We start from the raw sequence: 22,965 nt of genomic DNA, 5'->3' as shown, positions 1-22,965 counted from the left end.
GGGCATGTCGAAAGCGATACCTGAGCGACTAGGCTGGTCATCTCATCCATTGGACGTGTCGACAGGAGGGGTGGTTGTGACCACCGAGGTGCGCCGTCTGCGCAACTACATCAACGGAGAGTTCCGGGACGCCGCTGACGGGCGGACCATCGACGTGGTCAATCCGGCGACGGAAGAGGTCTACGCGACCTCGCCGCTCTCCGGCCAGGCCGATGTCGATGCCGCGATGGACGCCGCCGCGGCCGCTTTCCCCGCCTGGCGCGACGCCACGCCCGCCGAGCGCCAGAAGGCCCTGCTGAAGATCGCGGACGCCTTCGAGGAGCGCGCCGAGGACCTCATCGCAGCCGAGTCGGAGAACACGGGCAAGCCGATCGAGCTCACCCGCACCGAAGAGATCCCGCCGATGGTGGACCAGATCCGCTTCTTCGCGGGTGCCGCGCGGATGCTCGAGGGCCGCTCGGCCGGCGAGTACATGGAGGGCCTCACCTCGATCGTCCGCCGCGAGCCGGTCGGCGTCTGCGCACAGGTCGCGCCGTGGAACTACCCGATGATGATGGCCGTCTGGAAGTTCGCCCCGGCGCTCGCCGCGGGCAACACCGTCGTCATCAAGCCGTCCGACACCACCCCGGCATCGACCGTGCTGATCGCCGAGATCATCGGCCAGATCCTCCCCAAGGGCGTCTTCAACGTCATCTGCGGCGACCGCGACACCGGCCGCGCGATGGTCGAGCACCCGACCCCGGCGATGGCCTCCATCACCGGTTCGGTACGGGCCGGCATGCAGGTCGCCGAGTCCGCCGCCAAGGACGTCAAGCGGGTGCACCTGGAGCTCGGCGGCAAGGCCCCGGTCGTCGTGTTCGAGGACACCGACATCGCCAAGGCCGTCGAGGGCATCTCCGTCGCGGGCTACTTCAACGCGGGCCAGGACTGTACGGCCGCGACCCGCGTCCTGGTCCACGAGTCGATCCACGACGAGTTCGTCACCGCCCTCGCCAAGGCCGCCGCCGACACCAAGACGGGGCAGCCGGACGACGAGGACGTGCTGTACGGCCCGCTCAACAACGCCAACCAGCTGAAGCAGGTCAGCGGCTTCATCGAGCGGCTCCCCGCCCACGCCAAGGTCGAGGCGGGCGGCCACCGGGTCGGAGAGAAGGGCTACTTCTACGCCCCGACCGTCGTCTCCGGCCTCCAGCAGGACGACGAGATCATCCAGAACGAGGTCTTCGGCCCGGTCATCACCGTCCAGAAGTTCACGGACGAGGCCCAGGCCGTCGAGTACGCCAACGGTGTCGAGTACGCCCTGGCCTCCTCGGTGTGGACCAAGGACCACTCCCGCGCCATGCGGATGTCCAAGAACCTCGACTTCGGCTGTGTGTGGATCAACACCCACATTCCGCTCGTCGCCGAGATGCCGCACGGCGGGTTCAAGAAGTCCGGCTACGGCAAGGACCTCTCCGCGTACGGCTTCGAGGACTACACCCGCATCAAGCACGTCATGACCTCGCTCGACGGCTGAGTCTTCGTCAGTTGCGGTGAGCGGCCCCGGGCATGAGTCCGGGGCCGTTTCCGTTCGGCATCGGCATCGGCATCGGCATCGGCATCGGCATCGGCACCGGCGACGGCATCGACAGGGTGTGCGGACGGAGCGTGTGCCGCTGGACGGTTGGTCCATTGCCCCCGCCGTCGCCCGACCGGCATCCTGCGCAGGTGCGAGCAACCCCGAAGAACCTCATGTCCCGCCGGTCCCTGCTGCGCGCCTTCGGGGCCACAGCGGCCGGCGTCACGCTGGCCGGCTGCGGAGTGCCCGCCGCCTATGTGGAGCCCGGTGACCGCGCCGGTCGCGACACATCGGCGCGTGACCACTTCCTGCACTTCGCGAACTGGCCCCTGTACATCGACACCGACGACGAGGACACGTCGAAGCGGCCCACACTCGACGCGTTCAGCAAGCGGACCGGGATCTCCGTCACGTACACCGAGGAGATCAACGACAACGACGAGTTCTTCGGAAAGATCAGCCCGGCCCTGATGAACCACCAGGAGACCGGCCGGGACCTGATCGTCATCAGCGACTGGATGGCCGCCCGGTTCGTCCGGCTCGGCTGGGTGCAGGAGATGGACCGGGCCGAGCAGCCCAACGTCGCCAAGTACCTGGATCCGCAGCTGCGTTCGCCCGCCTTCGACAAGGGCCGGATGCACAGCGTCCCCTGGCAGTCCGGGATCACCGGCATCGCGTACAACCGCAAGAAGCTCGGTCGGGAGATCAAGCACCTGAGCGATCTGTGGGCGGACGACCTGCGCGGCAAGGTGACGCTGCTGTCCGGGCTCGACGAGTCCTTCGCCCTTCTGATGCAGGGCAACGGCGTCGACATCACCCGCTGGAAGCGGGACGACTTCTACGAGGTGTGCGAGCAGGTGGAGAAGCTGGTGAAGAAGAGGCACATCCGCCGCTTCACCGGCAACGATTACATCAAGGACCTGTCGACCGGCGATGTGCTCGCCTGCCAGGCCTACTCCGGCGATGTCATCCAGCTCCAGGCAGACAACCCGGAGATCGAGTTCGTGGTGCCCGAGGAGGGCGCCGAACTCTGGGCGGAGTCCCTCATGATCCCCAACCTCGCCCGCCACAAGCGCAACGCCGAGAAGCTCATCGACTACTACTACGAGCCGGAGGTGGCCGCGGAGCTGGCGACCTGGGTGAACTACGTCTGCCCCGTCCCGGCCGCCCGCGAGGTGCTGGCCTCCTCCAAGGACGAGGAGGCCGCCGCGCTGGCCGAGGACCCGCTGATCTTCCCCGACGACGCGATGCGCAGACGGCTGGCGATCGCCCGCGACATCACGTCCGAGGAGCGCACCGAGTTCGCCAAGAAGTGGAACTCCGTAGTCGGCCTGTGAGCCGTATCGGGGGTGGCGTAAAGAGCCGGTAAATACGGGCGTACGCTGCAGACATGAGCGAGCGAAGCGCCCTGCTGAGGCACATACGCGTGTGGTTGGTCGCCTTTGTCGTCTGTCTGGCGCTGAGCGGGCTGACCGCCTTCCCGCTCGTCCATGAACTCCACTGGGCCGAGGACCTGTTGAAGTCCTCGGCCTCTCCGGTACCTGAGCACTTCCCGGCCCTGATGGAGTGGATCACCCGGGTCCGCACCGGTCTCGACGAGGCAGACGCGAAGTACCCCTTCGTGCTGTACGGCACCGACTGGCTGGCCTTCGCGCACCTCGTGATCGCGGTCGCCTTCTACGGCCCCTACCGAGACCCGGTCCGCAACATCTGGGTCGTCGAGTTCGGCATGATCGCCTGCGCGGGGATCATCCCGCTCGCCCTGATCTGCGGACCGATCCGGGACATCCCCTTGTGGTGGTCGGTCATCGACATGTCGTTCGGGGTCTTCGGGATGATCCCGCTGCTCGTCGTACGCCGCATGATCAAGCGGCTGGAGGCCCTGCCGCAGACACCGTCACCGGAACCGCTCTCCGCCGCGACGGCCGTCTGAGTCACTCCCGCGCCGGGGCTCCGAAGGCGCTGACGATCAGGCCCACCACGACGTCGTTGGTGCCCTGCCCCTTCGCGTCCGTGGAGTTCACGCTGTGGACGAGGGTGCGGGAGAGATCGCGGGTGCCCCCTGTTCCCGCGTTGTAACCCCAGCGGCCACCGGTCTTGCCCCAGACCTCGTGGCCGCCCAGCCGCCACGACGCCGCCACACCAGCGGCACCACGGTGAGGGTGGTCAGCAGATACGCCGTCGCCGGCTCCAGACGGGGGATCCCGGGGGACGACCCACGGCATCGACAGGCGGCCTGCACCAGCGGGGCCACCCCGATGTCCGTCGCCCAGGGGCCGGTGTTCCACAGCTCCCGGGCGCGCGCCCACACCCCACGTATGTCCATTACGGCTTCCGCGCCACCGCGCCGAACTGGGCGACCTCCATCGCACCGGGCTCGGCGCGCCAGCGTGCGCACGACACGATGCCCGGCTCCACGAGTTCGAGCCCCGTCAGGAACGCGGCGAACTCGGCGCGGCTGCGCGCGGTGATCGGCGGGGTGGCGTTCTCGTTCCAGAACCGCATCGCCGCCTCGTTGCCCTCGCCGCCCAGCTCCAGCGTGGGGTGGGTGAGCACCAGATGGCTGCCGGACGGCATCGCGTCCATCAGCGTCCGGACGATGCGCTGCGCCTCGTCCGCGTCGAGGACGAAGTTGAGGATGCCGAGCAGCATGACCGCGACCGGCTTCTTCAGGTCCAGCGTCGGTTCGACGGCCCGCAGGACCTGCTCCGGGTGGCGCGCGTCCGCGTCGATGTACTCGGTCGCGCTCTCCGGTGAGCTGGTGAGCAGCGCGCGGGCGTGCGCCAGCACGATCGGGTCGTTGTCGACGTACACGATGCGGGAGTCGGGGGCGGTGTGCTGGGCGACCTCGTGCGTGTTGTCGGCGGTCGGCAGGCCGGTGCCTATGTCGAGGAACTGGCCGATCCCCGCGTCACCGGCGAGATACCGGACGGCCCGCCCCAGAAACGCCCGGTCGGCGCGTGCCACTTCACCGATGCTCGGATACATGCCGGTGACCTGGTCGCCGACGGCGCGGTCCACGGGGTAGTTGTCCTTGCCGCCGAGCCAGTAGTTCCAGACCCGCGCGTTGTGGGCGATGTCGGAACGGATGCGGTCGTTGTGAAGGGTGGTGCGGGCTTCGGTCACGTCTCTGCTCCTCTGGCTCCCGGCCTGGCATCACGGCGGATGCGGCTGTCCATGATGCCGGACCGATCAAGTGGAGCCGGTGGCCGAGGAGTTGGTGAGAACGCTCTGCAGGGCGTCGACCCGGTTGGTGGTGATCGAGTCGACTCCCTGCCGGACGAGGCGGCGCATGGTGCGCTTGGTGTCTGCCGTCCAGGCGGAGACCAGCAGTCCGTCTTGGTGGAGACGGTCCGTCAGCTCCCGGTCCACCAGGCCGAACCGGTAGTTCAGCCACCTCGGCCTCACCGCGTCGAGCAGCGCGGCGCGTGGTGGCGCGAGTGTCGTCCAGGTCAGGGCGATCTCCGCGGACGGATCGGCGGCGCGCACCCGCAGCATGGCATCCGGGCCTGCGCAGTAGTACGCCCGCTCACCTGCCCCGCACTCGCGCACCACGCCGACGATCCTGCGTACCGAATCACCGGTGGAGCCGGGCAGATCAACCATGACGCGGTGCGTCCCCGCGGCGAGCAGCGCGTCGCGCAATGTGGGCACACCGCCCGCGGTCAGCTCGATGAGCTCCTCGTGGGTCAGTCGGTCGAGACGCACGTCATGGCCCCACAGCCGCTCCAGCGTGGAGTCGTGCAGCAGGACCGGTACACCGTCGCGGGTGACACGCACATCGACCTCGACCGCGTCCGCCCCCCGTTCGAGGGCGGAGCGGATCGAGGGCAGCGTGTTCTCGCGGACACGGTACGGATCGCCGCGATGGGCTACGGCGGTGACAGTGGTGGCCATGGGGCCATTGTGGCCACCGGGGTCAGCGGCCGGTGCGCTCCAGCCAGTTCGTCGTGTACGTGTCGATCTCGGCGGCCAGCGTCCGCTTGCCGGCCGCGTCGAGGTACGACGCCTCGACCGCGTTCTTCGCCAGCGCCGCGAGACCCCGCTCGTCGAGACCGAGGAGACGGGCGGCCACCCCGTACTCGTTGTTGAGGTCCGTGCCGAACATCGGCGGGTCGTCGCTGTTGATGGTGACCAGGACGCCCGCCTGCACCATCTCCCTGACCGGGTGCTGCTCGATGTCGGCCACCGCGCGGGTCGCGATGTTCGAGGTCGGGCAGACCTCCAGCGGGATGCGGTGCTCGGCGAGGTGGGCCAGCAGGTTCGGGTCCTGGACGGAGTTGGTGCCGTGGCCGATGCGTTCGGCGCGCAGATGGGTCAGCGCGTCCCAGACGGTCTGCGGCCCGGTGGTCTCCCCGGCGTGCGGTACGGAGTGCAGGCCCTCGGCGATCGCCCGGTCGAAGTAGGGCTTGAACTGCGGGCGCTCCACGCCGACCTCCGGGCCGCCGAGCCCGAACGAGACGAGCCCCTCGGGACGGAGGTCCACGGCGAGCCGGGTGGTCTCCTCGGCTGCTTCGAGCCCGGCCTCGCCGGGAATGTCGAAGCACCAGCGCAGAACGACCCCGAGCTCGGCCTCGGCGGCCTTGCGGGCGTCCTCTATCGCCTCCATGAACCCCTGCTCCGGGATGCCGCGCCGGGTCGAGCTGAACGGGGTGACGGTCAGCTCCGCGTAACGGATGTTCTGCCGGGCCATGTCACGGGCGACCTCGAAGGTCAGCAGCCGGACGTCCTCCGGGGTGCGGATCAGGTCCACGACGGAGAGATACACGTCGATGAAGTGGCTGAAGTCCGTGAACGTGAAGTAGTCGGCCAGTGCCTCGGGGTCGGTGGGGACCTTGGAGTCGGGGTGGTGCGCGGCCAGCTCGGCGACGATACGGGGCGAGGCGGACCCGACGTGGTGGACATGCAGTTCCGCCTTGGGCAGCCCCGCGATGAAGGGGTGCAGATCGGTCATCGGATACTCCGGGGGCGTGGGACGGTTCGGGTGCCGGGCGCGGTCGGCCGGGCAGGGGACGGGGATCATCGTAGGCCGGGTCCTGCCGGACGGTGGTGGGCCGTAGCATGACGGGATCACGATGGGGGAGGCCCATGTCAGACAACACAGAGCAGCCCGCGGGCGGGGCCGCGCCGCGCGATCCGTGGGCTCCGCCGGACAGCAGGGTGCCGCTGGAGAAGCCGGCCGGTGATCCCCGGCCGCCTGCTGTGCACGGTCAGCCGACGGTGACCTCGATGCCGGGTGTGGGGGACGGCCCCACGCCGGCCACGGGACCGGGGTTCGGCCCGGGAGGGCAGACCGGGCCGGTGTCCGGCTCCGGGGCCGGGTTCGGCCCCGGGGAGGTGCCGCCGCCGCCGATCGCACCGAACGGACCGGGCCAGCAGGTCCCGCCGGCCGCGGGGCAGTACGGCTACCCTGCCGCGCCGGCTCCGCAGTACGGCAGCTACCCGGGGTACACCGGCTACAACCAGGCACCCTGGGGCGGAACCACGCCGTCCAACGGCATGGGTACGGCAGCCATGGTGCTCGGCATCCTGGCCATCTGCCTGTTCTGCATCTACGGGATACCCAGCCTGATCCTGGGCGTACTCGCCCTGATCTTCGGCATCCTGGGCCGCAAGCGGGTGCAGCGCGGCGAGGCGACCAACAGCGGTCAGGCGCTCGCCGGGATCATCATGGGGTCAATCGGCATCGTTTTCGGTGTGGCGATCATCAGCTTCTTCATCTGGCTGTTCGCCACCCACGCCGATGAATTCAACGACAACTCGTACAACGACGACCCGTACTCCACGTCTCTGGTCGTCGACGTCACGCGATAGCCGACGTCGAGCGCCGGTGCCGGATCCCTTGCGGTGCCGGTGCCGTATCCCACCCGATGGCCGGGCGGGCCGGACTGCGGCCCGCCCGGCCATCGGTCATCCCGGCCGCCTCATGGAGCGCGCAGCTCCGCCCGCGCGTCCATCAGCGCGAACCCCAGCAGATTCAGCCCCCGCCAGGTCGCCGGATTCTCCGCCCGCGGGTCGTCCGCCGCCAGCCCGATGCCCCAGATCCGGTCCATCGGGCTCGCCTCGACCAGCACCCGGTCCCCGGTGTTCAGCAGGAACTCCCGCAGCTCCGGGGCCTGGGCGAACTTGTGGACGCTGCCGGCCACCACCAGTGCGTACCGCTCGCGCTCCCACACCGCCTCGTCGAAACCGCGGACCAGCCGGCCCACCTTCTTCGCCTGGGCCGGGCTCTTCGCCTCCACCGCCTTGGCCTCCGACTCCGTGTCGCCAAAGAGCCGCGCCTTGGCGGCCATCATCCAGTGCTCGGCCGACGCGTACGTCACCCCGTCGACCGTGAAGGGGGCCGGCCACCACTGGCTGAGACAGCTCGCACCGATGCTGCCGTCGGGCCGCGGGCGATGCCCCCAGAAGTGCAGGTACTTCACCTTCTCGCCGCGCTCGGTCCGAGCCAGGAGATCGTGCATGTGTTCCATGACACGCGAGTCTGGCATCCGCCACTGACACTCCGTACGGGGAATTCCGCAAGAACGCGACACATGGTCGACAGATTCCGTTGCGTAACCAAAAGGCAACAACGGAATCACTTGTTGGGGTCGATCCGCTCTGTCAGGATCGGCACTCAAATCGAGCAAAGGCTACGCCGCCCCACATTCCAGGGACTGCGGCGGAGGAGAGCGTCATGGGCAACGGCATCCAGGTGCGGGACCGCTTCGCGGACGGCGCACAATTCATCGGCGGAAAGCTGCGGTCCGGTACATCGGGACGTCATCACGAGGTGGTGAACCCGGCGACGGGCGAGACCGTCTACACCTACGAACTGGCGGGCACCGCCGATGTCGACGCGGCCGTCGCCGCCGCACGTGAGGCGTTCCCCGGCTGGTCGGGTGCGACTTTGGCGGAGCGGGCCGAGGCGATGCACCGCTTCGCCGCCGTCCTCGCCGAGCAGGCCGACGACTTCGCCTACGTCGAGTCCCTCCAGTGCGGCAAGCCGATCAAGCTCTCCACCGAGTTCGATGTGCCCGGCACCGTCGACAACACCTCCTTCTTCGCGGGCGCCGCCCGCCATCTGGAGGGCAGGTCGGCCGCCGAGTACGACGGCGACCACACCTCCTACGTACGCCGTGAGGCGATCGGCGTCGTCGGCTCCATCGCACCCTGGAACTACCCGCTCCAGATGGCCGCCTGGAAGATCCTCCCAGCCATCGCCGCGGGAAACACGATCGTGCTGAAGCCCGCCGAGATCACCCCGCTGACCTCGCTGATGTTCGCCCAGGCGGCCACGGAGGCGGGCATCCCCGACGGTGTGATCAACATCGTCACCGGGGCGGGCAAGGAGGCCGGTGAGCATCTCGTCGGCCACCCGGACGTCGTCATGACCTCATTCACCGGCTCCACCGCCGTCGGCAAGCGGGTCGCGGAGATCGCCACCTCCACCGTCAAGCGCCTCCACCTCGAACTCGGCGGCAAGGCTCCCTTCGTGGTCTTCGACGACGCCGACCTCGAAGCCGCGGTTCACGGCGCGGTCGCCGGAGCGCTCATCAACACCGGCCAGGACTGCACCGCCGCCACCCGCGCCTATGTCCAGCGCCCGCTCTACGACGCCTTCGTGCAGGGCGTCGCCGAGCTGATGGAAACGGTCCGGCTCGGCGACCCCTTCGACCCGTCGACCGACCTCGGCCCGCTGATCAGCCACGCCCAGCGGGACCGGGTCGCCGGATTCGTCGAGCGAGCCCGCGCATACGCCACCGTCGTGACCGGCGGCGAGGCCCCCGGCGGCGAACTGGCGGCAGGTGCCTACTACCGGCCGACCCTGGTCGCCGGTGCCGCCCAGGACAGCGAGATCGTCCAGTCGGAGATCTTCGGCCCGGTCCTGGTCGTGCTGCCCTTCGACACGGACGACGAGGGCATCCGCCTCGCCAACGACACCCCGTACGGCCTCGCCGCCTCCGCCTGGAGCCGCGACCTGTACCGGGCGAACCGTGCCACCCGCGAGATCAAGGCGGGCTGCGTCTGGATCAACGACCACATTCCGATCATCAGCGAGATGCCGCACGGCGGATACAAGGCCAGCGGCTTCGGCAAGGACATGTCGGTGTACTCCTTCGAGGAGTACACGCAGGTCAAGCACGTCATGTACGACAACACCGCGGTCGCCCGGAAGGACTGGCACCGCACGATCTTCGGGGACCGATAACCCGGCCGACCCCGGCCACACACCCGAAAGGGCAACGCGCATGGAGCAGTACGAGCCCGAGCGTCTCTCCGCGGCCCAACTGGCCGCGATGCGACGCAGTCTGACCAGCGGCCGGGGCGCCCTGACCCGCCGATCGCTGCTGCGCGCCTCCGGCATGGGGGCGCTCGCGATCGGCGGTCTCGGCACGCTGAGCGCCTGCGGCATCCCGCCGGCGAAGCGGGAGGGGGACGCCGCGGCGGCTTCCGACGACCACTCGGCGACGGAGAAGCAGGTCAACTTCTCCAACTGGACCGAGTACATGGACGTCACCGACGACGGCAAGCACCGGCCCACCCTGGAGGCGTTCACGGAGCGCACCGGGATCAAGGTCAAGTACACCGAGGACATCAACGACAACGTCGAGTTCTTCGGCAAGATCAAGCCGCAGCTCGCGGCCGGCCAGGACACCGGCCGCGACATCATCTGTGTCACCGACTGGCTCGCCGCCCGCATCGTCCGACTCGGCTGGGCGCAGAAGCTCGACCCCTCGCACCTGCCGCACGCCTACGCCAACCTGTCGGCGCAGTTCCGCTCCCCGGACTGGGACCCCGGCCGCGCCTACTCGTACCCGTGGGCGGGCATCCCCGCCGTCATCGCCTACAACTCCAAGGCGACCGGGGGCCGCAAGGTCGATTCCGTCAGCCAGCTGCTCGACGACCCGAAGCTCAAGGGACGGGTCAGCTTCCTCTCGGAGATGCGCGACTCCGTCGGTCTGACCCTGCTCGACATGGGCAAGGACCTCGGCACATTCACCGACGCCGACTACGACGCCGCGATCGGCCGGCTCCAGAAGGGCGTCGACAAGAACCAGATCCGGCGGTTCACCGGCAACGACTACACGGCCGATCTCGACAAGGGCGACATCGCCGCCTGTGTCGCCTGGGCCGGTGACATCATTCAGCTCCAGGCCGGAAACCCGGACATCAAGTACGCCGTCCCGGCCGCCGGATACGTCATATCCAGCGACAACCTGCTCGTCCCGGTGAAGGCCAGGCACAAGACCAACGCCGAGAAGCTCATCGACTACTACTACGAGCCGACGGTCGCCGCCCAGCTTGCCGCGTACATCAACTTCGTCTGTCCGGTCGACGGGGTCCGCGACGAACTGGCGAAGATCGACCAGGCGATGGCCGACAACGTCCTGATCCTTCCGGACAAGGAGATGGCGGCCAAGTCGCACGCCTTCCGCTCCCTGACGGCCGAGGAAGAGACGGCGTACGAGGAGAAGTTCGCCAAGCTCATCGGTGCCTGACCGCCGCGCGTTTTCCTTTTTCCGATCTCCCCTGACACCAATGGGACCGCGATCCATGACACAGCAGCAGACAGGCGGCGACGTCCGCCTCACCGGGATCAGCAAGACGTACGGCTCCTTCGCCGCCGTCAAACCGCTCGATCTGACCGTCCCGCAGGGCTCCTTCTTCGCGCTGCTCGGCGCGTCCGGCTGCGGCAAGACCACCACCCTGAGGATGATCGCGGGCCTGGAGGAGGCGACCACCGGCACCGTCTCGCTCGGTGGCCGGGACATCACCGACCTGCCCCCGTACAAGCGGCCCGTCAATACGGTCTTCCAGAGCTATGCGCTCTTCCCGCACCTCGACATCACCGAGAACGTCGCCTTCGGTCTGCGCCGGCGCGGCATCAAGTCGGTGAAGAAGCAGGTCGACGAGATGCTGGAGCTCGTCCAGCTCGGCGACTTCGCCAAGCGCAAACCGCACCAGCTCTCCGGCGGCCAGCAGCAGCGCGTCGCCGTCGCCCGCGCCCTGATCAACCACCCGCAGGTACTCCTTCTCGACGAGCCGCTCGGCGCCCTCGACCTCAAGCTGCGCCGCCAGATGCAGCTGGAGCTCAAGCGCATCCAGACCGAGGTCGGCATCACGTTCATCCATGTCACCCACGACCAGGAGGAGGCCATGACCATGGCCGACACCGTCGCGGTGATGAACGGGGGCCGGGTCGAGCAGCTCGGCGCCCCCGCCGATCTGTACGAGAACCCCAAGACGACCTTCGTCGCCAACTTCCTCGGCACCTCGAATCTCATCGAGGGCGAGATCGTCTCCGCGGGCACGGACATCGTCGTGGCGGCTGGCGGCGGAAAGCTGCGGCTGCCCACCGAGCGATGTTCGGCCCCGACCGCCGACGGCGGCAAGCTGCTGCTCGGCGTACGCCCGGAGAAGATCTCGCTCGCGCACGCCGACGACGCGGACGCGATAGCCGAGGGCCGCAACCGGGTCACCGGCCGGATCGTCGACTCCAGCTTCATCGGAGTGTCCACGCAGTACGTGGTGGAGAGCCCGGCCGGCAAGGCGCTGCAGGTGTACGAGCAGAACGTCGAGAGGCGCGCGGGACTCACGGCCGGTGCCGAGGTCGTCCTGCACTGGAACCCGGCCCACACCTTCGGCCTGGACGCCGCCCAGGACATCGACGCCGGTGTGGAGACGGTGGAGGACGCGGCGTGACCGTCACCCAGGCGCCACCTGTCGCGCCGCTCACGGAGCCGAAAGTACGCAAGGCCTCCACCCGCAAGCGCCTCGTCCCCTACTGGCTGCTGCTTCCCGGCATCCTGTGGCTGGTCGTCTTCTTCGCGCTGCCGCTGGTCTACCAGGCATCGACCTCCGTACAGACGGGATCCCTGGAGAAGGGATTCGAGGTCACCTGGCACTTTCAGACCTACTGGGACGCGCTGAAGGACTACTACCCGCAGTTCATCCGGTCCCTGCTGTACGCGGGCACCGCCACGCTCCTGTGCCTGCTGCTCGGCTACCCGCTCGCGTACCTCATCGCCTTCAAGGCGGGCCGCTGGCGCAATGTCGTCCTCGTGCTGGTCATCGCGCCGTTCTTCACCAGCTTCCTGATCCGTACGCTCGCCTGGAAGACGATCCTCGCGGACGGCGGCGCGGTTGTGGACGTACTGAACACGCTGCACATCCTGGACGTCACCAGCTGGCTCGGCTGGACCGAGTCGAACCGGGTGCTGGCCACGCCGATGGCGGTGGTCTGCGGTCTCACATACAACTTCCTGCCGTTCATGATCCTGCCGCTCTACACCTCGCTGGAGCGGATCGACGGCAGGCTGCACGAGGCGGCCGGCGATCTGTACGCCACCCCCGCCACCACCTTCCGAAAGGTGACCTTCCCGCTCTCCATGCCGGGTGTCGTCTCCGGAACTCTGCTGACCTTCATCCCGGCCAGCGGTGACTACGTCAACGCGGAACTGCTGGGTTCCACCGACACCAAGATGGTCGGCAGCGTCATCCAGACCCAGTTCCTGCGCGTCCTCGACTATCCGACGGCGGCCGCGCTCTCCTTCATCCTCATGGCGGTCGTCCTGATCATGGTCACCGTCTACATCCGCCGCTCCGGGACGGAGGACCTGGTCTGATGCCCGTACTGCGCTGGATACGCCGGAATCTGATCGTCATCGCTGGTCTGCTGACCCTGGCCTACATGATCCTTCCGAACATCGTCGTGATGGTGTTCTCGTTCAACAAGCCGAAGGGGCGCTTCAACTACGCCTGGCAGCACTTTTCGCTGGACGCCTGGAAGGACCCCTGCGGCGTCGCCGACATGTGCGGCTCGCTCTCCCTGTCCCTGCAGATCGCCACCTGGGCCACCGTCGGCGCGACCGTCCTCGGCACGATGATCTCCTTCGCGCTGGTCCGCTACCGCTTCCGGGCGCGCGGCGCGATCAACTCGCTGATCTTCCTGCCGATGGCGATGCCCGAGGTCGTCATGGCCGCCTCGCTGCTCACGCTCTTCCTCAACATGGGCGCACAGCTGGGCTTCTGGACGATCCTGATCGCGCACATCATGTTCTGCCTGAGCTTCGTGGTGACGGCTGTCAAGGCGCGTGTGATGTCGATGGACCCGCGGCTGGAGGAGGCGGCCCGCGATCTGTACGCGGGACCCGTGCAGACCTTCCTGCGGGTGACGCTGCCGATCGCCGCCCCCGGAATCGCGGCGGGAGCGCTGCTGGCCTTCGCGCTCTCCTTCGACGATTTCATCATCACCAATTTCAACGCGGGCTCCACCGTGACCTTCCCCATGTTCGTCTGGGGATCGGCACAGCGCGGCACGCCCGTGCAGATCAACGTCATCGGTACGGCGATGTTCATCATTGCGGTGCTGGTGGTTGTCGTCGGTCAGCTGATCGCGAACCGGCGGAAGAACACCGCACGATAGAAAGCCCTGAAGGAGTTGGAAACCATGGCCCCAGCTGCCATGCGTACTGCTGCACAATCACTCTCCGACGCCAAGCCGGTCTCGTTCTGGCTCGACGACCCCGGCAGGCTCGAAGCGCTGCCCGCGCTCACCGGTGACGAGCACTGCGATCTCCTCGTCATCGGCGGCGGCTACAGCGGACTATGGACCGCGCTGATCGCCAAGGAACGTGACCCGGAGCGTGACGTCGTACTGATCGAGGGGCACGAGGTGGGCTGGGCCGCCTCGGGCCGCAACGGCGGATTCTGCGCCGCCTCCCTCACCCATGGCCTGCCCAACGGGCTGGAGCGCTGGCCGGACGAGATCAGGAAGCTGGAGGAGCTGGGCGAGCGGAACCTCGACGCCATTGAGGCCGCCGTCGCCCGCTACTCCATCGACTGCGAATTCGAGCGCACCGGCGAAATCGATGTCGCCACCGAACCCCACCAGCTGGCAGAGCTTCAGGAATGGCACCAGGAGGCCGAAAGGCTCGGCTTCACGGGGGTGGAATTCCTGGACCGGGACGCGCTGCGCGCCGAGGTCGACTCGCCCACGTTCCTCGGCGGGCTGTGGGACCGGCGCGGGGTCGCCATGTTGCATCCCGCCAAGCTGGCCTGGGGCCTGAAGCAGGCATGCCTGGACCTCGGGGTGCGGATGTACGAGCACACCCGAGGCCTCGAACTGGCCAGGTCCACCACGGGAATGGCGGTCCGCACGCCGTACGGGAGGGTCTTCGCACGCCGTGTCGCCCTCGGTACGAACATCTTCCCTTCGCTGGTCAAGCGGGTGCGCCCGTACACCGTGCCGGTCTATGACTACGCGCTGATGACCGAGCCTCTCACTGCCGACCAGCTCGCCTCGATCGGCTGGAAGAACCGGCAGGGACTGGGCGACAGTGCCAACCAGTTCCACTACTTCCGGATGTCGGCCGACAACCGGATTCTGTGGGGCGGGTATGACGCGATCTATCCGTACGGGGGTCGGCTGAGCGCCGATCTCGATCAGCGACCGGAGACCTTCCTCAAGCTCGCGGGCCAGTTCTTCGACTGTTTCCCGCAGCTGGCCGGTGTCCGTTTCAGCCATGCCTGGGGCGGGGCGATCGACACCTGTTCCCGCTTTTCCGCATTCTTCGGTACGGCCCATCAGGGCCGGGTCGCCTATGCCGCCGGATATACCGGACTCGGCGTCGGAGCCACCCGGTTCGGGGCCGATGTGATGCTCGATCTGCTGGCGGGCGAACAGAATGAGCGGACCGCTCTGGAAATGGTCCGCAGCAAGCCGATGCCGTTCCCGCCGGAGCCCTTCGCCTGGGCCGGGATCGAGCTCACCAAGCGGTCCCTGGCCAGGGCGGACAACAATGGCGGCCATCGCAATCTGTGGCTGCGGACGATGGACCGGCTGGGGCTCGGCTTCGACAGCTGAGCACGGCGTGCGCCCGCCCCGGCGGGGGGCGTGAACCAGTTCACTGCCAACCGGTGGCCCGAACCCGCGTAATGATTCGGCGTCGCCCCTCTCTTCCGTGTGGACGCACCGGCAACGCATGGCCGGTACACACGGAATGGAGGTCGGTCATGGCTGGCGCGGGGGCCAAAGCTGCGGTCGAGTGGCTCGCATCGGTGGCACCGGAGCCGGACGCCTGCCGGCGGGAGTGGGAGCGCGATCCCCAGGGGGTCGCGTTCCTTCCCGCCGGTCGGCGCTGGGACGTACTGATTCTTCCGGGGGAGCTGGGCTGTCCCACGCGCGATGCGCTCACCCGTCTCATCGACTGCCCCGGGCCGGTTCTCTCCGACTCGGCGATGCCCGCATGGGCTTCTTCGTGCCGCCGGGCACCGTCACCCGCTGGGTCGGCACCGGTGTACGGGGAGCGGGGCGGGGGACCTGGAGAGTCGTGCCGTACCCGGGGCGGGAGGCCGCGGGAGGGGTGCGCCGGCTGATACCGCCGGACGGCTCGGGAACGCTCACCGACGCGACACTTCTGGAGCTTGCGATACATGAGGCGGCGGAGGGAAGGGCCGGGAGCGGCGGGAACTGACGGGGAACGGCGGGGCCGGAGACAAGGGCCGCGGGGATCGGGCGTCGGGAACGGCGGACGCCGCCGCCGGCACCCCGGCGGGCCGGGGTGCTGCCAGAGGTCTTGACAACCTGATTGGTCTGGACCATGTTGTGGCCGCCGCACTCAATTCCCCCATGCACGGAGGCCGTTGTGGAACGCACGGGACCCCCCGCCCGATTTACCGGACTTCTGGCCGCTTTCTCGGCGGCCCTGCTCGCCGCCGGCGGCCTGGCCGCCACCGCACCGTCCGCCGCCGCTGCCGACTCCGATCTGGCGCGCAACGGCGGCTTCGAGGCCGGCCTGGACGGCTGGAGCTGTACCGGCGGCAGCGGAGCCATCGTCAGCATGCCGTCCCACAGCGGAACTTCGGCGCTGAAGGCGACCCCGGCCAGCAGCGACAACGCCAAGTGCTCCCAGTCCGTGACGGTCAAGCCGGACTCCACGTACACGCTGAGCGCCTGGGTGCAGGGCAGTTACGTCTACCTCGGAGCGGACGGCACCGGCACGACCGACGTGTCCGCCTGGACGCAGTCGGCGGCCGGCTGGCAGCAGCTCACGACCACGTTCAAGACCGGCCCGTCCACCACCTCGGTGACCGTCTACACCCATGGCTGGTACGGCACACCCGCCTACTACGCCGACGACCTCACGCTGGTCGGCCCCGGCGGCGACCCGGTCGCGCTTCCGGCCGCCCCCACCGGACTGAAGACCGGCACGACCACCGCCTCCTCGGTCGCCCTCTCCTGGACCGGCTCCACGGGGGCCACCGGCTACAACGTCTACCAGGGCGGCACAAAGGTCCTCTCGGTCACCGGAACCTCCGCCACCGTGACGGGCCTGGCCGCGTCGACCGCGTACAGCTTCCAGGTCGCCGCAGCCAACTCCGCCGGCGAGTCCGCCAAGTCCGCCGCCGTCTCTGCCACCACCACGGCGGGCGGCGGAGGCGGCTCCGGCCTCCCCACCCACGCACTGGTCGGCTATCTGCACTCCAGCTTCGCCAACGGCTCCGGCTACACGCGGATGGCGGACGTCCCCGACTCCTGGGACGTCATCGACCTGGCCTTCGGTGAGCCGACCTCCGCCACCTCGGGCGACATCCGGTTCTCGCTCTGCCCGATCGCCGAGTGCCCGAACGTCGAGTCCGTGGCCGAGTTCAAGGCGGCCATCAAGGCCAAGCAGGCCGCGGGCAAGAAGGTGCTGATCTCCATCGGCGGCCAGAACGGCCAGGTGCAACTCTCCACCACCGCCGCCCGTGACACCTTCGTCTCCTCGGTCAGCAAGATCATCGACGAGTACGGTCTGGACGGCCTGGACATCGACTTCGAGGGCCACTCGCTCTCGCTGAACACCGGCGACACCGACTTCCGGAACCCCACCACCCCGGTCATCGTCAACCTGATCTCCGCGGTGAAGACCCTCAAGGCCAAGTACGGCGACAAGTTCGTCCTCACCATGGCCCCCGAGACCTTCTTCGTACAGCTCGGCTACCAGTACTACGGCTCGGGCCCCTGGGGCGGTCAGGACCCCCGTGCCGGTGCCTACCTCCCGGTCGTCCACGCGTTGCGCGACGACCTGACCCTGCTGCACGTCCAGGACTACAACTCGGGCTCCATCATGGGTCTGGACAACCAGTACCACTCGATGGGCGGCGCGGACTTCCACATCGCCATGACCGACATGCTGCTCGCCGGTTTCCCGGTGGCCGGCGACCAGACCAAGGTGTTCCCCGGGCTCCGTCCCGACCAGGTCTCCATCGGTCTGCCGGCCTCCACCCAGGCGGGCAACGGCTACACCACGCCCGCCGAGGTCACCAAGGCGCTGAACTGCCTGACGAAGAAGACCGACTGCGGCTCGTACGCCACCCACGGGACGTGGCCGGGGCTGCGCGGACTGATGACATGGTCGATCAACTGGGACCGCTTCAACAACGGGGAGTTCTCGAAGAACTTCGACGCCTACTTCGGCAGCTGAGGCCCAGCGGCAGGAGCAGCAGCCCGCACAGGAACCAACTGCCCAGCACATCCAGCGGCCAGTGATAGCCGCGCAGCACCAGACCGATGCCCGTCGCCGCTGTCAGTGAGACGGCGGCGACGGGCATCATCCACGACCGCCTCGCATACGGCGAGGTCAGCAGCGCCGCCGCCCCGTACGCCACCGCGGCCGTCGCCGCATGGCCGGACGGGTAGTAGCCGGTGGCGTCGGTCAGGGGGCCCGGGCGGGCGATCCAGTCCTTCAGCGGGACGACCAGCAGGGGCACCGCCACCATGGTGAGCGCCGCGTACAACGGCTCACGGCGGGCGCCGCGCACCAGAGCCCAGACGATCGCGCAGCCCAGCACCGGGAGTGCGAGCTGCATATTGCCGAGGTCGGCGAGGAATTCGGTCAGCCGGGCGGGGCCGTGTCCCACGACGGCCCGGCCGGTCCGCTCGTCCAGCGAGCGCAATGGACCGTCGGCCGCGACCTGCCAGGTGGTGAGCGCGAGGAGTGCCAGGAGGGACGACACCAGAGAAATGAGAAGAGCCGGCCGCCCGGGAACAGGGGGGGTGGTTCCGGGGCGGCCGGTCGGATCGGTTTGCCGCGCGCCCCGGGGGGTTTGGGGCGAGCGGCCATCCGATCGGTGAGGAGTTCCGGAGCCAGAGGCTCCAGTGGTGTGCGCGAAGGCACGGCCAGGACGGTGCTGGGGAAGCTCCGGCCCGGCGTCGCCGGCAGTCCCCTGCGGGCGGGGTGTTTCTCTCATCTGCGGAAACCGTACGTCAGCCGACGGGGGACCGACAGACGGAAACGGATCCCGCCATCGGCCCCCCACACGTTCTTCACAGGCCGTCACGCGGGCCCCCTGCAGCCCCGGCGAAAACGTCTTCCGCCACCGCCGGGGTTCGCACAGGTCAGATCTGGCCGAAAGCCTGCTCGATGACGTCGAGAGCCTCGTTCAGCAGGTCCTCGCCGATCACCAGCGGCGGCAGGAAGCGCAGGACGTTGCCGTACGTGCCACAGGTCAGGACCAGCACGCCCTCCGCGTGGCAGGCCTTGGCGAGCTTCGCGGCGGCCTCCGGGTTCGGGTCCTTCGTGCCGGACTTCACCAGCTCGATCGCGATCATCGCACCGCGGCCGCGGATGTCACCGATGAGATCGCCGTTCGGCAGCTTCGCCTGCATCTCGGCGAGGCGGCCCTTCATGATCTCCTCGATGCGCTTCGCCTTCCCGTTCAGGTCCAGCTCGCGCATCGTCTCGATGGCGCCGAGCGCACCCGCGCAGGCCACCGGGTTTCCGCCATAGGTGCCACCGAGGCCACCGGCGTGGGCGGCGTCCATGATCTCGGCGCGGCCGGTCACGGCGGAGAGCGGCAGACCACCCGCGATGCCCTTGGCGGTGGTGATCAGGTCGGGGACGATGCCCTCGTCCTCACAGGCGAACCACTGGCCGGTGCGGCAGAAGCCGGACTGGATCTCGTCGGCGACGAAGACGATGCCGTTGTCCTTGGCGAACTGCGCGATCGCCGGGAGGAAGCCCTTGGCCGGCTCGATGAAGCCGCCCTCGCCGAGCACCGGCTCGATGATGATCGCGGCGACGTTGTCCGCGCCGATCTGCTTGGTGATCTGGTCGATGGCCTGAGCGGACGCCTCGGCGCCGGCGTTCTCGGCACCGGTCGGCCAGCGGTAGCCGTACGCCACCGGCACCCGGTAGACCTCGGGTGCGAACGGGCCGAAGCCCTGCTTGTACGGCATGTTCTTGGCGGTCAGCGCCATCGTCAGGTTGGTGCGGCCGTGGTAGCCGTGGTCGAAGACGACGACCGCGGTGCGCTTGGTGTACACGCGGGCGATCTTCACGGCGTTCTCGACGGCCTCGGCGCCCGAGTTGAACAGCGCGGACTTCTTGGCGTGGTCGCCCGGCGTCAGCTCGGCGAGCTGCTCACAGACCTCGACGTACCCCTCGTACGGCGTGACCATGAAACAGGTGTGGGTGAAGTCGGCGAGCTGCGCGGACGCACGGCGTACGACGGCCTCGGCGGAGGCGCCGACCGACGTCACGGCGATACCGGAACCGAGGTCGATCAGACGGTTGCCGTCCACGTCCTCGATGATCCCGCCACCGGCGCGGGCGGTGAACACCGGCAGGGTGGAGCCCACACCTGCGGCCACCGTCGCGAGACGGCGGGCCTGCAGCTCCACCGACTTCGGGCCGGGAATGGCAGTGACGACGCGGCGCTCCTGCGGAATTGCGGTCATGAGGGGCTCCTGTGGGGTGTTTCGGACGCTTCTCTTTCTGCAGGCTATGGGCGAGGCCCGGGGTCCGGCATGTTCCGTTCGGGAGTGGTGGCCGGACGCGGTTGTCCGCCAAGGACATAGCGACGGGGTGCGGGGGCCGGGCCGAGGCGGTGCGCGGGCGGGACGAAGGGCTCCGGGGCACGGGCGAAGACTTCCCGCCGTACCGCGTCCGACGGGGTGGTACGGGGCACTAGATTGATGACTTCGGGCGCCTGCGCCCGGAGTTACCGGTCGGCGCTGGTCAGGGGACGAGGGACAGCACATGGACACCGAGGGCACGTACGACTCGCGGGGCACCCGCTCCGGTCATCCGGTGCCGCGCCCGGCCGGCCCGCCACCGCCCGAACTGCCGCCCAGGCCTGGCTACGCCCCCGCGTCCGGCCCCTCCCTCGGGGACTGGCTCCGCACCCCGAGGCCCGTCGCGGATCCCGGTGTCTGGCGGCTCGGCCATGCCCCCCGGCCCGCCGAGGAGAAGGAGCGCACCCCGGACCGCACGCTGGTGAGCGGCGCGGTGATCTCGCTGCTGGCCTGCATCCTCGTCTGGTCGCTCTGGCGCAACAACTACATCCCGTACTGGCGGGTTCCGCTGAAGCTCTTCACCCCCGGCGACTGGTGGGGGCCGTTCGGCGACGAGCCGCAGACCCGGGGCGCGGTCCGTGCGCTCGACATCTACCGTCTGCTGATCATCGGGGGCCTCGTCTACGGATTCGGCCGGCTGGGCAACTGGCCCGCCGCATTCGAGCGGTGCGTCGCCGCCAAGGGGGCCGCCGCACGGGCGGGCGGTGCGGCGATCGGTGCGCTGCTGGTCTGGCTCCTCGTCTGGAACGGGACCGTGCCGGGGATGGGACTGGTCTTCGGCCTGGTGCCGGATGGCTGGCTGGGCCACGACCGCACGCAGTCCACGCTGATCAGCTACGGGCTGTACACCCTGCTCACCCTGGTGATCGTGTGGCCGTTCGCCAGGCTCGGGCGCTGGGCCGAGCTGTGGCGCCGCAGCCGCTCCGGGCAGCCGGCTCCCGGCCGGGACGGCCGCGACCCGGCGAAGCCGCACGCGCCCGACGGTGCGGACGTCATCGTCGAAGGCAGCGAGGAGGACCCGGCCGAATGGCCCGATCTGCGCGCCGCCGGACAGCACCAGGCCGCCGCCGCGCTCGCCAGGGAAACCCGGTCCGGGCGGATGAACGATGTCGACTACGCCCGCATCCGCCGCGCCTGGACATCCGTGCGCGCCGACCACTCCAGGCTCTCCGCCTTCACCGACACCGTGCTGCGCAACGGCTCCGCCGCCTGTACCCACCCCTCCGGCGCACGTGACCTCCCGGTACGCGCCGCCCGGCACGATCTGCTGGTCCAGCAGGTCAGGCTCGGCACCGTCGAGGGCGGCGAGCGCAACCCGTACGCCCGCCGCGGCAGCGGCATCGCCCTCGATCCCGGGCTGCTGGGCACATCCCTGCTCGCCGTCGGCCCGCCCGGCGCGGGCAAGAGCCGGGCACTGATCCGGCCCGTCGTCGAATCCCTCGCACTGCAGGCGCTCGCCGGACAGGCCGCCGTCGTCGCCGTGTGCGCCGCCGGTACCCAGCTCGGCGGCGACCAGGGGTTCGACGTCGTCATCAAGGTCGGCGACCCGTCATCCGTGCACGATCTCGATCTGTACGGCGGCACCACCGACCCCGACGAGGCCGCGACCGTCCTCGCCGACGGCCTGGTCGGTGACCTCCCCGAGGTGGACGGCAGACGCGCCGCCACGGCCCTCGCCCAGCTCCTCGGCCCCTTCCGGGCCGCCCACGGCCGTTTCCCCTCCGTACCGGAGCTGCGGGAACTCCTGGACGGTGTGCCCGGCGCCCTCGCCGCTCTGCGAGAGGCGCTCGACGCGACGGGACACCCCGGCATGCAGCGCGAGCTCGACGGCCGCGCCCGCCAGTCCGGTGCGCCCGGCGACCCGGGCCCGGCTCTCGCCGACCGCGTCGCCCTGCTCGACCGGCCCGCCTTCACCGAGTTCTTCGACACCACGGGCAAGGCCCGCCCCTTCTCGCTGCGGGCCCTGGAACACCCGCTCCGGGTCCGTATCGATCTACCCGAACGCGGCCACGCCGAGGCGTCCCGGGTACTGGCACGTCTGGTACTCGCGCAGTTCACCGCGAGCGCCGCGGCCCGCACCGACCGTTCCCTCTTCGCCTGTCTGGTCCTCGATGACGCGACCCACACCCTGACCCCCGACACCGTTCGCGGAATCCAGCGGCTGCGCTCCGCGCACGCCGGGGCCGTACTCACCCTGCGCACCCTCGACGACGTACCGGAGCAACTGCACACGGCGCTGCTCGGTGCGGTCGGCTGCCGGATGGCGTTCTCCGGAATCACGACGTGGGACGGGAAGAAGTTCGCCGAGGCCTGGGGAACGGAGTGGGTCGAGACCCGCGACGTCACCCAGCGCACCGTCTTCGCCGACCAGCCGATGACCCGGGCCATCCACGCCTTCCGCAAACTCGTCACAGGCAAGGCGGTCACCACGGACGCGGTGACCGTGCGCCAGGTCGAGCGGGAACGCTGGTCGGCCTCCGAACTGGCCCACCGGGTACCCGCCGGACATGCGGTGCTGTCCCTGACGACCGTACGGGGGGAGCACGCGCCGCCCCTGCTGGTGGATCTGAACGGCTGAGCG

General features: G+C 69.2%; 19 protein-coding genes and 1 pseudogene. 13 read left to right on the top strand and 7 right to left on the bottom strand.

Going from position 1 to position 22,965, the window contains the following annotated elements; translation table 11 throughout:
• Positions 1–76 precede the first annotated feature (76 nt).
• The 3 genes from OG609_RS11025 to OG609_RS11015 all read left to right on the top strand — a co-directional run bounded on the left by OG609_RS11025 (position 77) and on the right by OG609_RS11015 (position 3,491).
• A complete protein-coding gene (locus tag OG609_RS11025) occupies positions 77–1,516 on the top strand; it encodes a gamma-aminobutyraldehyde dehydrogenase (protein ID WP_327272659.1) in 1,440 nt (479 codons plus the stop codon).
• 215 nt (positions 1,517–1,731) lie between these two features.
• Positions 1,732–2,895, top strand: a complete 1,164-nt coding sequence (locus OG609_RS11020) for an ABC transporter substrate-binding protein (protein ID WP_327278004.1) — start codon at positions 1,732–1,734, stop codon at positions 2,893–2,895.
• A 53-nt stretch (positions 2,896–2,948) separates the two neighbouring features.
• Positions 2,949–3,491, top strand: a complete 543-nt coding sequence (locus OG609_RS11015) for a hypothetical protein (protein WP_327272658.1) — start codon at positions 2,949–2,951, stop codon at positions 3,489–3,491.
• 1 nt (position 3,492) lies between these two features.
• Here OG609_RS11015 and OG609_RS11010 read toward each other — a convergent pair whose 3' ends face one another.
• The 4 genes from OG609_RS11010 to OG609_RS10995 all read right to left on the bottom strand — a co-directional run bounded on the left by OG609_RS11010 (position 3,493) and on the right by OG609_RS10995 (position 6,512).
• Positions 3,493–3,699: a hypothetical protein gene (locus OG609_RS11010; RefSeq protein WP_382906169.1), complete on the bottom strand. Its 207-nt coding sequence runs from the start codon at positions 3,697–3,699 to the stop codon at positions 3,493–3,495.
• A gap of 184 nt (positions 3,700–3,883) precedes the next feature.
• Positions 3,884–4,684, bottom strand: coding sequence for an SAM-dependent methyltransferase (locus OG609_RS11005; protein ID WP_327272657.1), 801 nt, complete (start codon positions 4,682–4,684; stop codon positions 3,884–3,886).
• Between the two features lie 66 nt (positions 4,685–4,750).
• Positions 4,751–5,455: a glycerophosphodiester phosphodiesterase gene (locus tag OG609_RS11000; protein WP_327272656.1), complete on the bottom strand. Its 705-nt coding sequence runs from the start codon at positions 5,453–5,455 to the stop codon at positions 4,751–4,753.
• Positions 5,456–5,477: 22 nt separating this feature from the next.
• Positions 5,478–6,512 carry an adenosine deaminase gene (locus OG609_RS10995; RefSeq protein WP_327272655.1) on the bottom strand — a complete coding sequence of 345 codons (1,035 nt, stop codon included), beginning with the start codon at positions 6,510–6,512 and terminating at the stop codon, positions 5,478–5,480.
• A gap of 134 nt (positions 6,513–6,646) precedes the next feature.
• Here OG609_RS10995 and OG609_RS10990 point away from each other — a divergent pair, with 134 nt between their 5' ends.
• On the top strand, positions 6,647–7,372 hold the full coding sequence (locus tag OG609_RS10990; protein WP_327272654.1) for a DUF4190 domain-containing protein: 726 nt from the start codon (positions 6,647–6,649) through the stop codon (positions 7,370–7,372).
• A gap of 110 nt (positions 7,373–7,482) precedes the next feature.
• Here the strand turns inward: OG609_RS10990 and OG609_RS10985 are convergent, their stop codons facing one another.
• Complete coding sequence (locus tag OG609_RS10985; RefSeq protein ID WP_442818069.1) at positions 7,483–8,022, bottom strand: NADAR family protein; 540 nt, start codon at positions 8,020–8,022, stop codon at positions 7,483–7,485.
• Positions 8,023–8,237: 215 nt separating this feature from the next.
• Here OG609_RS10985 and OG609_RS10980 point away from each other — a divergent pair, with 215 nt between their 5' ends.
• The 8 genes and pseudogenes from OG609_RS10980 (at position 8,238) to OG609_RS10945 (ending at position 18,012) form a co-directional block, all read left to right on the top strand.
• On the top strand, positions 8,238–9,752 hold the full coding sequence (locus OG609_RS10980) for a gamma-aminobutyraldehyde dehydrogenase (protein ID WP_327272652.1): 1,515 nt from the start codon (positions 8,238–8,240) through the stop codon (positions 9,750–9,752).
• A gap of 40 nt (positions 9,753–9,792) precedes the next feature.
• Positions 9,793–11,043 (top strand): polyamine ABC transporter substrate-binding protein, encoded by a 1,251-nt coding sequence (locus OG609_RS10975; RefSeq protein ID WP_327272651.1) that lies wholly within the window; start codon positions 9,793–9,795, stop codon positions 11,041–11,043.
• Between the two features lie 55 nt (positions 11,044–11,098).
• Positions 11,099–12,247: an ABC transporter ATP-binding protein gene (locus tag OG609_RS10970; RefSeq protein WP_327272650.1), complete on the top strand. Its 1,149-nt coding sequence runs from the start codon at positions 11,099–11,101 to the stop codon at positions 12,245–12,247.
• Positions 12,244–13,170, top strand: coding sequence for an ABC transporter permease (locus OG609_RS10965; RefSeq protein ID WP_327272649.1), 927 nt, complete (start codon positions 12,244–12,246; stop codon positions 13,168–13,170). The genes OG609_RS10970 and OG609_RS10965 overlap by 4 nt, the downstream gene beginning before the upstream one ends.
• Positions 13,170–13,970, top strand: coding sequence for an ABC transporter permease (locus OG609_RS10960; protein ID WP_093899058.1), 801 nt, complete (start codon positions 13,170–13,172; stop codon positions 13,968–13,970). The genes OG609_RS10965 and OG609_RS10960 overlap by 1 nt, the downstream gene beginning before the upstream one ends.
• Before the next feature lie 24 nt (positions 13,971–13,994).
• On the top strand, positions 13,995–15,410 hold the full coding sequence (locus tag OG609_RS10955) for an NAD(P)/FAD-dependent oxidoreductase (protein ID WP_327272648.1): 1,416 nt from the start codon (positions 13,995–13,997) through the stop codon (positions 15,408–15,410).
• A 149-nt stretch (positions 15,411–15,559) separates the two neighbouring features.
• Positions 15,560–16,020: pseudogene (locus tag OG609_RS10950) on the top strand (hypothetical protein).
• Between the two features lie 171 nt (positions 16,021–16,191).
• On the top strand, positions 16,192–18,012 hold the full coding sequence (locus OG609_RS10945; protein WP_327272647.1) for a chitinase: 1,821 nt from the start codon (positions 16,192–16,194) through the stop codon (positions 18,010–18,012).
• On the opposite strand, the gene OG609_RS10940 is transcribed toward OG609_RS10945, so the two are convergent.
• Positions 17,963–18,778, bottom strand: a complete 816-nt coding sequence (locus OG609_RS10940; RefSeq protein WP_327272646.1) for a phosphatase PAP2 family protein — start codon at positions 18,776–18,778, stop codon at positions 17,963–17,965. The genes OG609_RS10945 and OG609_RS10940 overlap by 50 nt on opposite strands.
• 148 nt (positions 18,779–18,926) lie before the next feature.
• Positions 18,927–20,267: a 4-aminobutyrate--2-oxoglutarate transaminase gene (gene gabT, locus OG609_RS10935; RefSeq protein ID WP_327272645.1), complete on the bottom strand. Its 1,341-nt coding sequence runs from the start codon at positions 20,265–20,267 to the stop codon at positions 18,927–18,929.
• Between the two features lie 301 nt (positions 20,268–20,568).
• On the opposite strand from gabT, the gene OG609_RS10930 reads away from it, so the two are divergent.
• The gene (locus OG609_RS10930) at positions 20,569–22,962 is read left to right on the top strand and encodes an ATP/GTP-binding protein (protein ID WP_327272644.1); all 2,394 of its coding nucleotides are present in this window, start codon (positions 20,569–20,571) and stop codon (positions 22,960–22,962) included.
• The last annotated feature ends 3 nt before the right edge of the window (positions 22,963–22,965 follow it).

The organism is Streptomyces sp. NBC_01224 (assembly GCF_036002945.1).
Classification (GTDB): Bacteria; Actinomycetota; Actinomycetes; order Streptomycetales; family Streptomycetaceae; genus Streptomyces.
The sequence above is the reverse complement of the archived record's forward strand: the minus strand, read 5'-3'. Positions and strand labels throughout refer to the sequence as shown.